At 43.2% G+C, this 15,434-nt stretch carries 9 protein-coding genes and 1 pseudogene; 3 read left to right on the forward strand and 7 right to left on the reverse strand.

Translation table 11 applies throughout. From position 1 onward, the window contains the following. Nucleotides 1-88: 88 nt before the first annotated feature. From NX720_RS26440 to NX720_RS26455, 4 genes are all read right to left on the reverse strand, one after another. Nucleotides 89-628 (reverse strand): hypothetical protein, encoded by a 540-nt coding sequence (locus tag NX720_RS26440; RefSeq protein ID WP_262598591.1) that lies wholly within the window; start codon nucleotides 626-628, stop codon nucleotides 89-91. Nucleotides 629-1,098: 470 nt separating this feature from the next. Further along, nucleotides 1,099-1,380: a hypothetical protein gene (locus tag NX720_RS26445; protein WP_262598592.1), complete on the reverse strand. Its 282-nt coding sequence runs from the start codon at nucleotides 1,378-1,380 to the stop codon at nucleotides 1,099-1,101. A gap of 10 nt (nucleotides 1,381-1,390) precedes the next feature. Then, nucleotides 1,391-1,756 carry a hypothetical protein gene (locus tag NX720_RS26450; protein ID WP_262598593.1) on the reverse strand — a complete coding sequence of 122 codons (366 nt, stop codon included), beginning with the start codon at nucleotides 1,754-1,756 and terminating at the stop codon, nucleotides 1,391-1,393. Between the two features lie 277 nt (nucleotides 1,757-2,033). After that, nucleotides 2,034-2,762 carry a hypothetical protein gene (locus NX720_RS26455; protein ID WP_262598594.1) on the reverse strand — a complete coding sequence of 243 codons (729 nt, stop codon included), beginning with the start codon at nucleotides 2,760-2,762 and terminating at the stop codon, nucleotides 2,034-2,036. On the opposite strand from NX720_RS26455, the pseudogene NX720_RS27440 reads away from it, so the two are divergent. After that, nucleotides 2,752-3,080 (forward strand): annotated as a pseudogene (locus tag NX720_RS27440) (IS1 family transposase). The gene NX720_RS26455 and the pseudogene NX720_RS27440 overlap by 11 nt on opposite strands. 314 nt (nucleotides 3,081-3,394) lie before the next feature. Here the strand turns inward: NX720_RS27440 and NX720_RS26465 are convergent. The 3 genes from NX720_RS26465 to NX720_RS26475 form a co-directional block, all read right to left on the reverse strand. Further along, nucleotides 3,395-4,111, reverse strand: coding sequence for a hypothetical protein (locus NX720_RS26465; RefSeq protein WP_262598595.1), 717 nt, complete (start codon nucleotides 4,109-4,111; stop codon nucleotides 3,395-3,397). Between the two features lie 409 nt (nucleotides 4,112-4,520). Continuing rightward, nucleotides 4,521-4,874: an HNH endonuclease gene (locus tag NX720_RS26470; protein ID WP_262598596.1), complete on the reverse strand. Its 354-nt coding sequence runs from the start codon at nucleotides 4,872-4,874 to the stop codon at nucleotides 4,521-4,523. A 288-nt stretch (nucleotides 4,875-5,162) separates the two neighbouring features. Continuing rightward, a complete protein-coding gene (locus NX720_RS26475) occupies nucleotides 5,163-5,597 on the reverse strand; it encodes an RNA-dependent RNA polymerase family protein (protein WP_262598597.1) in 435 nt (144 codons plus the stop codon). A 501-nt stretch (nucleotides 5,598-6,098) separates the two neighbouring features. Between NX720_RS26475 and NX720_RS26480 the strand changes: the two genes are divergently transcribed. Beyond that, nucleotides 6,099-9,446 (forward strand): hypothetical protein, encoded by a 3,348-nt coding sequence (locus NX720_RS26480; RefSeq protein ID WP_262598598.1) that lies wholly within the window; start codon nucleotides 6,099-6,101, stop codon nucleotides 9,444-9,446. Then, a complete protein-coding gene (locus NX720_RS26485; protein ID WP_262598599.1) occupies nucleotides 9,443-15,322 on the forward strand; it encodes a DEAD/DEAH box helicase in 5,880 nt (1,959 codons plus the stop codon). Before NX720_RS26480 ends, NX720_RS26485 begins: the two co-directional genes overlap by 4 nt. Nucleotides 15,323-15,434: the final 112 nt, after the last annotated feature.

Raw genomic sequence — 15,434 nt, forward strand, 5'->3', positions numbered from 1 at the left:
GGCTAAAACTTTCTGTGAATTGCTCGGTGCGGATACACAAGCCATGATGCTGAATCTACTGAAAGTTAGAAGCCTTCGGTTATCCGAATTAAGAGCGATTTTGTTTATTTAAACCTTCTACAGCATCAGCAGTAATGAGCCCAAGACTTCCAACTTTGAGGCCTGTACTTTCTTTTGCGTACGTAACTGCGATAATTGCCCCACTATAAGGATTATTATCAGAAAGCATAAAAATGTGTGTAACTTGTACACCTGAGTCATCTTCATAGACTTTCTTTACTTTAAAATTATTTTTTATAAGCTCGATAGTTCTACTTCCATCAAAATTATCTGTTGCAATACCACAACTTATTCCCTGAGAGTACCCAATCATGTAGTTTTCATTTTCATATTGGTAAACATATCCATCCCCTCCAAGTTTTCGCATGGCAGGATCAAACTTTAGTACCTCATCTGGTATTTTTTTTGCCCCTGTTGCTTCTAGTAGATATTTAATACCTTCAAAGTCGTTATAGTTACGTATACAAGTACCATCAAAGACTTCTATTGTTTTTTGTGCTGCTGATTTATCACTTGCAAATGATAAGCAACTAACAGCCAATGATATTAAGAAAAGAAAAAGTTTCAAATTTTCACCTCAAGTAAATAGCATTATAAAGTAGCCATAAAATGGGAAAAATTAGATAACAACATCAGATTTGTCTCCATAAATAAATGACATAATCATATTTACTGGAAAATACCCTCCAATAAACAAGATCATAAGGAAGCCTATTCCTAAGGATTCAATAATACTTCATTAATCGCTATTTAGATTAATAATGGTAGAAATATATTCTACAAAATTATTTTTATATTTCCTATTCGTAAGCTCACGTAGATCGTAGATGAGTGGTGTACATAATCGTGAGGAGTAGAGCCTGACGACTCAGCTCCTCCCACACCACTAGACGTATGATTCTAATTTCTAATCTACTTTGTATTCATCTCGCTTACCAGTATGGTCGGGGCTGAAGATAGCAGTTATTAACTAACAAATAGGCTGCATTTATTTTAGATGAGATAAAGTCGATATTGTTAATAACAATTTTTGGCACTTTATTTCTTTATTGCTTCAAACATTGACAAAATGAAGCCTGGAATTAAAAACGCTACACCAGGAGCAACAAACACTAAAGATAGTACCCAAGACCATCCCCATACATCCATTGCACCAAAGAATGCACCTATCGTGATTGGAAGTGTAAATCTAAACATTAAGGAAGCAATTAGTGCTGCTATTGCCCAAGCTACTCCAAAATGATAGTCAATACCTACATAACCAGCGATCAACTGCGCTATACCGAACAAAAAGAAAAGAATAAAGCCTATGACTGGCATGAAACACCTATTAACAACCATACTCGTCAGTGAGATAAACCAAGACCATATCAACTGCTAGCGCATTCATAGGTCTTCCAGATTGCTCCCATCTTTTTACGATATTTTTTGTCTCGAATGCTGGGTGCCGAATAGGGTTGTTATTATTATAAGCCTCCCTTATTCCACAAAAATCTAATTTCGCATTACGCTCTTTTTTTCTAAGTGATTCCATTCCAAGTAAACCATCTACAACACCTTGCGTATATGAAACAGCTACAACTTCTCCTATTTCACCTTGTCTTATAAGATCTTTAAGTTGTTGGACTGTCATTATTTCTGCACTGCTTTGCAGGCTAAATAATGATAAGACTAGTGCAAAAAGAACTCTTTTCATTTCAAAATAATTCAATATAAAGAAACAGATGATACCTACACTAACACCTGTGTAAATAGTAAATTATCGATAAAAACAAAGTGCTTCCCACTGCTTTCTTGTTTGTGTATTTTTTATGAACAAATAATCGGGATAGGGTAGAACCGCACGACTCAGCCCCTTCCATATAACGAGCCGTAAGGAGTAAGTAGCATAGTATTTTAAATTTACTTTCATCCTTTGCCGGTAAGGTTTTAGGAGGGCTGGAGAGAATCCAGCTCTTACCCGCTTTAGGTTTCTATTTTACAGGTCCTGGGCTAAGCATATTTGGAACAGGAAGTAATTCCATTGCCTCAGCTTCTGAATAATTTGGACAGATATCACTCATCGACTCGAGATAAAATGGCATACCTCTCATCAATTCGATCCAACATAACCTACCTGTGGCAAACAATTCATTAACCGATAGCGCTCTCAACGAGTGGATTAATACCATTAACCCACTTGCAAGAATTTGTTTATTAAAGTCTTCACTTTTAGATACTTGCTTATGTAAAGCAATTAATTCAATGTTGTAGGATGCAATTAGGCCTGGTGGTTGATCATCACAGATAGTTAAACCTAAGAAAATATCTTCCGGAAAAGGCTTTGAAATATATTTCGAAATTTTCAGGAACTTTATTGCCACTGCTGTAGATGCAAGTAAAAAAGAAACCTCTTCTTCAGTACCTACTTGTAAGTTCCTTAGATAGATATCCATCTCTTTCTGCATTGTTTTTACACTGGCTTTTCTAATTAACTTCTTTAACATTTTACTCAAACCAAATATCCAAGCATACTTAGAAGAAACAAACGGGAATATACATAAAAATACATATTTAGAAGTAAGAAACCTAATCGGCCTGAAACGGGTAATGAGGTCAGTAGCTAGAAAGTGTATGGTGAAAGCATGAGTATTTTTTAACCAGACCTTCACAGGATAAACCTGTAATATCCACCGTTTTATCTGACCTCTAATGTTTGCCAAAGCTCTTTTTTCCAGTTTCTCCACACTCACTTACAAACGTGATCCCAAAAAGACTACGCATATTCTGACTGAAGTCATGTTTATGTCTGTATGCGCCATACTCTGCGGCGCAGACAACTGGAAGCCATACGGCGCAGAGCTACCAGAACAGAGCCACGTTATCAGCAAGAAGCTGACACAAAGCATCGAGAGAAACAGCCTGACACTTCGTACACGCCTTAAACGATTAACCCGTAGAACTATCTTTCTCGCTCTGCGGAACTGCACGAGAAGGTCATCGGGGAATTCATCTCAAAAATGTGGTATCAACCTATTTAAAACATGACCCATTATCAAGCAATGGCGAAAGGCGAAAACCAAAGTGACTCACCTGCTCAGGCTGGGCGTTGACATTGTCAGAGCCGCCTGTATAGGAGCCAGTAACAAAGGATATTACCGGTTATCTAAGACGTATGCCGTTCAACTCAGACTAAACGACAATTACCTTGCAGAGATAGGGCTTGTTTCACTGAAAGACTTGTGGATTAAGTTTCACTATCCTCGGTGAACCGCCGTATGGGACCCGCATGTGCAGTGGTGTGGGAAGAGCTGGAGAGAAGCCAGCTCTTACCCGATTTAGGCTCGTATTTCTACTACCCCACCTTCATCTCACTGGGATCAAATGTTTCCCCAAAATAACGCCCTAATTTAATAGGATCAATTAAATCTTTATAAGCTTTTTTTAGCCCGCTATCATCCATGAGGTCAATAAGATTCAAATCATTTTTTGTTTTCAATGAAGAATTTGTTTGACCGGCCCCTTTTTTGTAGTCTTCATACCAGGCTTCATAGCTGTGATATACTTTCTCTGAATTTTTGAAGTATTTGGGATTTAAACTATCTGCTTCAGTTTTCATTCCTTTATCAAGGGCACTGTTAAGCTCCTTTAGCAGTGGATCATTTGATGATTCAAACTCTTCTGCTTTTGCAACAAAGGTGTTAATTGCTTTTTCCATTAGCTCAATATCTATATCTGAATAACTTAAGGATGTTTTATCATTATGTATGTAATTTATTAACTGCCCTAGTGCCATCTGAATACCAGTAAACTCATAATCATCTACATTGGTTTTATCAAGTTCTAGCGATAATGAGAATGCTGCAAAGCTATATTTGTTTGGTCTCTTTGAATATTCACCAGACAACAAATGTGATTTTTCGTCCCACGCATTAGATATAATTTGATTAGCTTTCATTGCAGGGTCTTCAGTCACAAGCCCCATATTAAGGCCCATCTCTAATATATTCTGAATAACAACTGCTGCTTCACTCTTTTTAATGTTGTCCTTTACAAAGCTAAAAATTCCCATTACTTACAACCCCAATAAAAACATTTATGCTAACGCAAAATCCAGCAACATCCATACGGAATTCCCACACCCAACACCCAGTGACATGAAGAAGAAGGTCGAAACAAGTTAACTTTACATAGATGTCTTTTTTTTGAGCAAGAACCTAACGCCAAAATAAGCAACACGCCACAAGGCGCATCCGGTGGAGGGCGAAGCCTGAAACGAACTGGAACCATTTTTTAGTTGCGTGGCTGAATGTTAAGTTCAAAACCTTCATAGCTTGCAACAAAGCCTAATTTTTCGTAGAAACAAATAGCACCAAGTCACTGCTTATCACTGGTAAGCTGTAGCACGGTGTTAAATCTATATTTTTCACCTGAGAGACTGACTTTATAATTTGATGCTTTACTAATGAAATTTTCTAGAATTAACTATATTGCTCAATTAGTTCAAGATATAGATTAATATCCTCCTGCGTTTCAAAGCGTTTTTGCTCAATATATTTTCTAGCTGTAAAAATTAGTTCTGCTTTAGTAGGTGTGACATTTTGAAATTGTGTTAAGGGATTCCATACACCCTTTATAAAGTTACAGGTACGACAGGATAACGCAAAATTACTCATATGCTCAGCACCTCCTTCTGAAGATGGAACAATATGTTCTCTTTGCCATTCTTTATAATTGTCAACAGATGCGAGTAAGTCCTTATCACAGTAAGCACATTTGAAATCAAAATCGACGGCTAATTCAGCTTCAATTTTACCCCAGTGTCCTGTAGCCATTAGAGCTTTATATAATCTCTGATTCTTCATTATTACCTCATTACGACAACTTTCAGTAGAAACAACTTAAATATTGACATGAAGTCATCTCTTTGCACAGATGTTCTTACAGGTTTGCACAGAGCCAAGAAACTTAAGCAGCTAACGACTGCTTCAGTCGCCGCCGTAAGGCGGTCGGGTGAGCGAAGCGAACGGACTGGAAGCATTTGTTAGGGTCGCAGTAGGAATGCCGATCACCCGGCCCCCCCTTGCCCAGATCCGTACATGCACTTCTAATGCATACGGCTCCTACCTCGAGTATTTGACGCCAAAACGCTGCTCCGGCCATGGATGAAGGATCTTGTCCTTTGGGAGCGCAGCATTCACGAATGAGCCAAACTTCTTCCAGTTCAGACGGCTACGTTGGCTGCGCCGCTTCAAGGCTTTATACCAAATCATCTGCACTGCTGTTCTGAAGGCATTTATCCTACGACTATTACCCGGTACAGCAAAGTAGTTCATGTACCCTTGGACAACACGATTTAACCACTCCAGCTGCTCTGGCAACGCATAATGTCTGTGCTTCAAGAGATAGTTCTTAATGCCCTGCAGCGTCGCTCGCATTCTCTTCTTACTGGTTTCTCTGACAATAGTGAAGCGTCCGCTACTTCGGGTCTCACTACAGAAGTGCGTGAAGCCAAGAAACTCAAAGGTCTCTGGTTTTCTTCCTGCTGACCTCAGCAAGTCATTTCTGGCAAATCGTCCCCCCCCCCCTGTGTCAACATAGTTGTCACTCCATGGGAGTGTTTTTCATCATACAATCAGCCAATCAACATGATTTTATGATGGTTTGTTATGGAGGCAGGCCACGTGCCAAGTTCTACTTAAATTGCTCAAGCGTACCAACCGAATAGCATCCCCCGGTGATATTTTGTTGCTAGTCTCACAACAGCATCTATGGCACTATTATCCCAATTATTTATTAAGTACTTAATCGACAAATTGTCCATAAAGAGACGGTAGTGTAGGAGGAAAAATAATAAACTTTCAAAAACCTCTTGCGAGTAGACAGCAGACCCCGATGATGATCGCCAGTACCACCAAACAGCCTTCCCTATCACACAACTTTTTAGCGGTTTTCCCTGAACAGTTACAACGCCTGACCAATTGTAATAATCGAGCCTGTTTGCCATCTAAACAAGTTCCCAGTAAGGCGCAAACAGCTCCCTAACACCTTCAATTATTATGACCAGCCATCAACCACTCCAGAGAACCTCTGATCCTTTCTACACGCTGGAAAAATCAGTCAGAGATAAGATTGACCGTTCATCTTCACCTTATATTGGCTTGATCGATGATCTTATTGATCCAAACACACACCGTGGTATTAGCAATGCACTACAAAAAGCCGGTGGTAAGTTTGGCAATCTAGAAGCCGGTTTACAGAAGTATCCGGCTTTGTTTGCCAGCTACATGATCAAATCTATCCAGGAAAATTACGGTAAAGGTAATCAATCTGTTTACGAGTGCCTGAATGTTGCCCTTGGCCAACCTAAAACGTCGAATAGCAACCAGCGTGAACGGGAGTCACTATACCGAACGTTCCGCCGGGCCTGCCAGAAACTGCAGCTTCCCGTATCGAACCGCCTCTTTGGTTCTAACTATATGGTAGATACCTATTTCGATCAGGCCGGTGTCCCCCTGGCGCAGATAGACCGGATCCGGGAAAAAATGTCAGTATTTGCACGGCGAAACGGTCTACCTGATGAGTTTGATCCTAATGCGCAACGGGACTGGTACACTCAGTTTTGTAACAGTCTGCATGCTCCATTCCCGATCAGGACTAAGCGTGCTCTTCTAAACGATGCCCACTGTCATTACCTGACAGAGTTTCTCTCTGACATTGCCGAGTCGGAAAGTCCGGTTTCAGACAGTTTCAAATTTAAGAAAATGACATTGCCATCACTGCTTTTCGATGGTGATTGCCTGACAATGTTCTTTCCTCCTTCTCCTTCCGGCGAAACCTGGAAGCTAACACAGGATAACGATCAGCAGCGTATTACCGTTGGCAGTGAACCTCATAACCTGCTTATTGACGAGTTTGGTATGCAGCACATGTCAGCAACATCATCTTCCGGATCAAAAATAGAGTTCACACTATGGAAAGACCAGAGAAATAATCAGCTGGCCATTTTTGATGCAGTCACCCACCGGTACATCTGCACTCATTCAGTGACTGATGGTGGCATGGTTTTAAACCCGGGGCGCTATCGTGTACTGAGCCGTTTCGAGACTGATGACGACTGGCTGCAAACAGAAGAAACTCTGGAAGATGGTTTCTACTTCGGTGAATTTCAGCTGGATGCTGGCAAGAAATATCAAATTCGCAGGGGGCCGGTAACTTTTGTAATCTCTGCACATAGTCATGCTGTGATTGATTTAAACGGAGAGGCTTTCACTCCTTATTCGGGAACACCCTTTTACTCAAGTAACTTATTACAGGTAACGGCCAAGCTTCCTGAGGAGTGGGAACTGGGTTCTGACCACTATGAGCTGGTATTTTCACCGTTGTCCTGCGGTCAGGAACGCTCGATACCTATTCTATTTACTGAGTCTCACCAGGTCACGATTCCTCTGACTTCTGTCTGTGACCTCTGGCAAGGCAACCTGGATCGTCTAACCATCAGCTTACGACGATCAGGCCAAAAACGGGCCCTGGCCCGGACCAGCTGTATTGTCTGGTTTGGTCTGAAAGCACTGAAAGGTGGCTATATACCTGAATGTTCTGAATTACCAGACAACCTGGACAAGAAGCTTTGCAGCAACGTTTATATTGACAATGAACAGTCAGCCATAAATATCAAGGATCGCAGTGTCCCATTTGCCTCCCTGGGTTTTCGGTTAAAAAACAGAGAGCTTACCTTCCAGTTCGCTTTGCCAGGTACTTACATCTATCTAGACGATACTCACGCTGATGTTCGAAGAGAGTCACTGCTAACAGCTGGTACCGTATTATCCGCTTCCTATACAGACCGGAGGGTTCTCCGTATATATTCCACAGAACCCGGCATTGTTAAGCTTGGCAACCGAATCATTTATGACAGCTTCGAGAAAAAACCTTGGATCAAATGCAGTATTGCATCTCTGCTCGACCATATAGACGGTGAACATAACAGCCTGATTTTTCAGTCAGAGAATTACAGCAAAACTCTGGTTAAACTGGTTTCTCCTCATCATATCAGTGACTGGAAAACTGGTATCAAGCACGACTCTATAGATATCGGCTTTAAATCCGTCTCTTCGGTAGATAGCCTGGAGGTGGCTGCCAGGGAGCTGTTTTCCGAAGACACTACAAGGCAGCAATTTGATGTTAAACAATTAATAATGCTTGATCGCCCTGAAAAACTGGGCGGTATCGTCTTTTGCTATGAAGACCCGGAACTGTCTGAATATAAGCTTCAGTTATATACACAACAGCTCAGTGATGGGATCTGGTTTCTACAGTTCAATGCACGTATCAATAATCGCTGGGGCGTTTTCTCTAATGAGCGTCAGGATCAGTATGCAATGGCGGTTATCATAGAGTCAGGGAAAATATGTCCTTATTCCGAAGGCTTACTCAATCAAGTGGATGAACTAAGCCTTGTGGCAAAAAACCGCCTGCTACAAAGTACAAACGATATTCTGAGAACCTGTTATGACGCTGAATGCTGGAAGCAGCTTTCGTGGCTTAAAACCATATGGTCTCACCTGGTTTATGACCCTGCGGTCACCAGCTCTGATAATGTCAAAAACCTTCTACCACAAACTGAGTTCCGTCCTGATGAAAATGCTTCGCCATCATGGATTCCCTTTCTTAACATAGGTGGGTTTAACCCATCAATTTATGCCATGCCTAGCGCCAGTTACCGAAAAATCGATACTGGTAACAGCATAAACCTGCGCTGCCTAAAGGGAATCAGTGAATGCGAACACTCCCTTGGGGAAGCTGTGCGTAATGAGTTGCTCGTTGATGCTTTAGTTGTCACATTCAACAACAAGAAAGAGGTTGTTTCCGGACAGTCCGAACCACGAGAGTTCGACCCAAAAACTCTGGAACGGATGATTCTTACAACTTTTTCGGATGCTGAATGGGAAAAATTACAGCATGAACAAAGAGTACCTGCCCTGGGAGAACTGTTGGGAGGATACCATCTTGCTTACTGCCAACAGGACTTCCTTTATCACTTTCGACGTTCACAGCAGGGCAATGAGTTTCTGCGTCCAGCCATGACAAGGTTGGCCAACCGATACAAAAACCGAACTGCCGACGTCATGCCCAACCTGATTCCTGAGGGTTATTTTGAGTACGAACGCGAAGTGGTTGTGCTTCAGGAAATCAGCAGGCTGGCCTCAGGGCTGGCCAAAGCATGTCGTGAAAGGTCTCGTGGAGAAAATTCTCTTGCACCAACGCTTGAAGCGCTCAGGACTGAGCTGCTACATGAAACTCAGGATATTACCTTTACCCTGAGTTTTTTCCTGGCGATTGCTGGAAAGCTGTTCCACTACTACCTCCTGTTATGGGAAATTTATTTTGAATCAAGGGATCAATGATGTCTGAAGCAAACCCTCTTGTTCTTGCTGAGAACCTTGAAGCCACTCTGAAACGTTATATAGCGACAACCGTTCCTGTTCATTCCCGATATCCGGAACTGCAGGAAGGTTTTTGGAAATCCCTCAAGCAAGAGAATCTTGTTAAAGGGCCTTATATAGAAACCATTCCGGATTTTGAAAAGGGTCGCCCGCTGCGTGCGCTACTCAAAAAGCAAGGCGGCTTTATGCATGATGCCTTTGAAGCGCTGGATAGCTCCATCCTTGACCGTAAATTGCATCTGCACCAGGAAACAGCCCTGACTGAAGCCTGTCGAAACAATAGAAACCTTGTAGTAGCAACAGGTACAGGCTCTGGTAAGACCGAAACCTTCCTGTATCCATTAGTCGATAGGCTGCTTAAGGATGAAAATTTTGATCGACCAGGTGTTCGGGCCATTCTTGTCTATCCTATGAACGCTCTGGCAAACGACCAGTTGTATTACCGGATCGCCCCCCTGCTGGGTAAAACTCTGCGAGAGCACGGTATCACTTTTGGCCGTTATACTGGCCAGACCAAAAAAAACATTTCCCGTCGTGATGTGATTCAGGAAATGTTTGACAACAGTAAGGTTGAAGATGAGTTCGGTGATTCCGGTATTCCTGATAACTGGCTGGTCACACGGGAAGAAATGCTCGATAACCCGCCCAAAGTCCTGGTGACCAACTATTCCATGCTTGAGCATCTGCTCCTTTTGCCTGCCAATGCCCGGCTGTTTAGCACAACAGCTTTAAAAACTCTGGTATTGGACGAGGTGCATACTTACACCGGCGCACAGGCAACAGAAGTCGCGTTTTTGCTGAGAAAGCTGAAGAACCGTTTAGGTGTTGATTACCCATTACAGTTCTTCGCGACCAGTGCCAGCCTTGGTGACAGTGAGGAGTCTGATCAGAAACTCGAAACCTTTGCTTCTAACCTGTTTGGTGAAGACACACCGGAAATCATAAGGGGCAAAAGGGAACCCCATGCAGAACTGGCAGAATCAAGCCATTCCGAATTCAGTTTTTCCGCCGATGACTGGCAACGCATTGGCCAATGCTTATCCGAATTTCTTGAACAAAACTCTCAGGAAGAAGATCAAACCTTCTGGAATCTTGAAGAATGCCTGGAGCATCACTCTATTGATACCAGTCATTTCGAAGCTGCCGACGCTGCTGACAAGCAACTGACTCTGGGACTGTTTAAGGTTTTCAGTAACAATCTGGAGATATGCCAGACTGCAGAAATTCTCCAGCAGGGCCTGATCGACTTTGTACAACTGAGTCAGGAAGTGTTTCCAGACACTGATCAGGATAAGGCTGTATCAGCCCTGACCGGCGTTATCCAGCTGGGTATGCTTGCCAAATCACCGGTAAACGGTTTCCCGCTACTGCCCTGCCGTCACCATATTATTGCTGGCTCGATAGAAGGTCTTTGCGTATTGCCTTCGAATTCTGATGAGGGCTTTGAAGAGCTGAAACTGGCAAAGCATTTCAGCACTAACAGGGGTATGCATTACCCACTCCTGACTTGCCGCCAGTGTGGCCAACCCTATTTTGAAGCTTTTGAATACAAATCAAAGCTATTGAATCACCGCCCTGTCACCCAGCACAAGGTCACCCGTCGACTATTCTGGCTCGGCAAACCTGCTGATGTTGTTACCTTTGATGAGGAAGATGATGCAGAAACCTCATTAGAACAACAAAAACCTATGACTCACTTCGACCCGGTAACCGGACAGACCGGCGATCAGCACAACCCGGTCACAGCTTATGAGGTTAATACCCAGAAAGATGACCAGGAAAAAACGCACTACCTGACTCATTGTGTTGCATGTAATGCCAAAGCCTCTGGCGCTTATGCTGAAATTATCACCCGTTTTTATCCAGGCAATGAATCACTGTCCAGCGTTGTCACCCAAAAGGTATTGGAAGCCCTGCCAGCAAAAGCTACGGTAGATTTGCCGATGGCGGGCCGTAAGTTGCTGACTTTCTCGGATAACCGGCAGGATGCGGCTTTCTTTGCTCCCTACTTTGAAAGAACTGCTAATGATATTGCTCACCGGGCAGCGATTGTCCATGTACTGGATGAAGCAGAAGAATCTCTTCCATTCGATACACTGGCACGTAATATACGGGCTTACTGGCAAAAGACGAAGAGTTTTGCATACCCGAACCGGGACGGTAAACTGCAAACGTCCTATGAAAGTGTAAAAGACTTGTTGACCGGCAAGTTGGTTGCAGAGTTCTGTACCCCGCCGGGACGACGGATTTCTCTTGAATCTCTGGGACTGGTTAGAGTCGAGTATGATCCAAACAAGCTTAAACGAGTAATCCAAAAACTCGCAAAAGAGTTCGAGCATTTAGCCAGCCGCGAGGAAATCGAAGAGCTGGTGTACCTGTTCCTTGAACACATCCGTCGAGTAAAATCCATTGCCGAAATTCCAAATAGTCCTGATCCCACCGATGGTTATATTTGGGGTGAGCGATATAAAGGAATTCGTAGCTTTGAGCTGGAGCGAACAGACAAAAAAGCATCTCATACCTGGATGCCTAAATCCGGAACAAACCGACATAATCGCCGCACCTGGTACCTGATCAAACAGCTGGGTTGGGAAAAAGAAGCTGCCCTGGATTTTCTGGCGACACTCTGGGGGTATCTTGAAAAGTCGAAGCTGCTTGTAAGATCAGGATCAGGCAAGGCACTTGATGCTTCCTTGATTCTTCTGAAAAAAGCTGATCATAACAGCCTTTTTGAATGTAAGAAGTGCGGGTTAAAGCAACACCATTTCATTAAAAACCGCTGTTCCGCTTTTGGCTGTGACGGTGAAGTAGAGCCTTGCTCCAAAGACAGTCTTTCCACAGAGCGGAATCATTACCTTCACTCTTATCTGGAAAGTCAGCCTCTGATTACCAGAACCCGTGAGCACACAGCGTCACTTTCAACCGAACTAAGGGAAAGTATTGAATCCCAGTTCCATGAAAAAAAAGTGAACATCCTGAGCTGTACGACAACCATGGAAGTGGGAGTCGACCTTGGTGAGCTGGAGGCGGTTGTTAACCTTAACGTGCCACCCGGTATTGCCAACTATCAGCAGAGAACAGGTCGTGCCGGTCGAAGGGCTCAGGCTGCGCCATTCTGCGTTACCATTGCCAGAAACTCCCATTATGATCGTGTGGTATTTGAGGATTTTGAAAGCTATTTGAAAAAGTCGCCCGCTGACCCAATGGTTCATTTGACGAACCCGGCGATATTCCAGCGACACCAGATGTCCATTCTGCTGTCGCATTTTTTATCGAAGGTAATAGACTCTCAGCAACTGAAAGCTCCCCGGCTGGTTGATTTCTTTGGTGAAAAACTGACTAAAGATTTCCACAAGACCTTCAGAAAACAGCTGATGAGCTGGCTTGAAACAGATGAGGGCCTTCAGGCGCAGCAGGAAGCGCAAGAGCTGTTATCCAGACTACCAGAAACGGATAGACAGGTATTATCCCGTCAACTGGTTCCCGTCACAGAACTGTTGCCAGATGAACTTGAGCGATTTGCCGCTATAGTTAATGATCGCTGGCAACGTTACGAAGAAAGGGTTGCTCAGGCAAAAAGTCTGATTAATGAAGATGGTGAATCAAGTGCCAAGGCGATTACTCGTTGGGGTAACCAGAGAAAGGCATTTATGGATCAGTTTCTGGTCAATCAGTTTTCTGAAAAAGGCCTGATTCCCACCTATAGCTTCCCGGTCCATTCCCTGTCTCTTGAGGTAACCTGGGAAGCCCGAAATTATAAACAACAGCAGTTAAGGTCTGACATAGCACTATCCCGTGATGCATCCATGGGAATTTCAGAATATGCTCCTGGTGCGGAAGTCATTGCTAACGGCAGGATCTGGCGCAGTGCCGGCCTTGCGTATTCGCCTAAAGATTTTATGCCTACGGAATATGTTGTTGTTTGTCGTAGCTGTTCGCACTCCAATATTGCTGATGACTATGCTGACATTGAAAAAAATTGCTCTAACTGTCAGCAGCCACTGAAAGATAAGGCAATACCCTTTATCAGGCCAAAAGGGTTTATTACAGCACTTAGGGAGTCAAAAGGAAAAGACCCTTCTACTGTTCGCAAAAGAGCCATATCTGCCGATGAGGCCAGGCTTATCGTTATTCCTCCAAAAGATGCTTATGAAGATACTGATCATGGATCGATTAAAAAAGTCTTTATGGCAAGTCAGGGGGATGGCGAGTTAAGCGGTCGCTTATTTATCCTCAATCGTGGAGCAGGTAAGCAAGGCTATTACCGGTGTGAGTATTGCAACTATATGCAGGTAGCCAGTGGAGAAAAACCACCAAAAACTCATGAAAATCCTGAAACAGGATTAGTCTGCAGTAACAAAAAAATCAATCCCAAGAAAAAAATCGGGCTGGCTCATGAGTTCTGGACTGATGTCGTTATCTTCAAGATTGGTAAAACCATTGAGGTACCTTCCTGCATCCCAGTGGATGATCAGGCTGATTACCTGAATAATGTTGGTATCACTCTATCTGAAGCATTCCGGATGGCTATTGTAAAGATGCTGGAAATTCCTGCTTCTGAAGTGCGCTGTACATTCCGCTTTGACCGATCAGCTCTGGAGATTATTGCATACGATGGCGTTCCCGGTGGTGCGGGCTATGTACAGAAGATTTACCACGAGCGTTCTGTCAAAGAACTGATTAGTGTCGTTCTTGGTAATCTTGACTGCAAAAAAAATTGTTCTCATGCCTGCACTCACTGTCTTTGCGATTACTCAAATCAAAGATACTGGGATGCGTTTGATCGCCAGGCAGCAGGAGAGTTTATTGCACAACTATCAGAAGATTTTGAAACCCGTCACAAAATCCAAAAATTCGGTGGCATACTGGATGCTCATGCCAGCGTGCAATCCTTGTGTGAAGAGTGGAGCCGCAGTAAGACACTTATGCTGATTGTTCCGAAACTGGCTGATGAGCATTTTACAGACCTTGACGATATATCCTGGTTACTGGATACCCTGAATCGGGGCACTTCGGTATCCGTGTTGGTCACTGCCGAACTGCCTGATAAGTTTCACCAGAGCTCCACCGGGTTCAGGAATATTATTCAATACCTGAAACCCTATATAGATGATGGCCGGTTCACTATTGCTCATCTCAAGGGCTTGCAAAATCGTGATCGCCCAATGGTTCCATTTGCCGTTGCTAACCAGGGTGAATCAGGCAAACTGTGGTACAGCAATACGCCATTTGACTCTCTGACAAGCTTGTCGATCAGCGATGATGTATACACGCTGCCAGAATCTTCAAATAACGCCATGACTGATTTCCTCTCTGAACAGATGAAGACCAATTGCTACCCTAAAACCTACTTTGAAAAACGGCAACCAGTTTTGCTGCATCGCTACAAACCCGGAGAGGCAAGAAGCCTGGGGGATATTTTTCAAGAGCTTAATGGCGCATACATTGACAAACTGCATATCAGAGATCCGTATTCAGGTGCAAGTACCAGCAGATCGAGCCTGGAAAGCCTTGTCGAACATTTGCATAGCTATGCAAGCTGTATTGACCAAATCCAGTTAGATTGCAGATTAGTAAACTGGGAAGATGACTACAGAGAATATGAACATGCTCTCAAACAGCTTCTAAACCCTTATGCGAACTCAACTTTCATAAATATTTATCAGCCCAATAAGAAAAAAGGCTTCCATGATCGCAGGATAACTGCCTCAACTGTTGACAACTCTGGTTGTGAGGAATCTTTCTGCTACGAGTTATCTGGGGGAGTATCACTCTTAATGAACAATGAATCTGAAACCTCTGTAACTGTCTATAATCCTGAAGAATTCGGAAAATAGTATTTTAAGATACAGTTTCCGGAGAAGTACTTCGCTTCGGAAACTTCTCCTAATCTCTACCAGCTTTTAATCAACCCTTTCCCTCAATGGACGCTTTATGAAGTTAATTATG

It is taken from the genome of Endozoicomonas euniceicola, from assembly GCF_025562755.1.
Taxonomy (GTDB): domain Bacteria; phylum Pseudomonadota; class Gammaproteobacteria; order Pseudomonadales; family Endozoicomonadaceae; genus Endozoicomonas_A; species Endozoicomonas_A euniceicola.